Origin of the sequence: Nostoc sp. CCY 9925, assembly GCF_963920935.1 — a bacterium.
GTDB lineage: Bacteria > Cyanobacteriota > Cyanobacteriia > Cyanobacteriales > Nostocaceae > Nostoc.
This window is the reverse complement of the sequence record NZ_CAWUDO010000321.1, coordinates 1-261: the sequence shown is the minus strand read 5'-3', so window position 1 is coordinate 261 and position 261 is coordinate 1. Positions and strand designations below refer to the sequence as shown.

At 69.0% G+C, this 261-nt stretch carries 1 protein-coding gene; it reads left to right on the top strand.

The annotated features are described in order from the left end of the window. A partial coding sequence (locus tag ACM0OY_RS40615; protein ID WP_414574332.1) for a CpaD family pilus assembly lipoprotein occupies nt 1-261 on the top strand: 261 nt, incomplete at both ends.

The following is a 261-nucleotide window of genomic DNA, read 5'->3' as shown; positions in this document are numbered from 1 at the left end:
AATCGCCCTGGTGTTCGCCGCGACCGCGCTGGGCGCCTGCGCCACCAGCGTCCCGACGCAGCCGGCCGCTCTGAACAGCCTGTCCAACTATGTGCTGGAGGTCGAGCCGGGCTTGGACCGCATCGCCCTGGCCGTCCACGACAATGGACTGTCGGCCAATCAGCAGGCGGCTCTGTCCGGCCTGGTGCAAAGGTTCGCGGCTGAACAGGCGGAAGTGATCCGCATCGAGGGGCCGTCCGGTGGCGATCCCGTCTCGGCCCA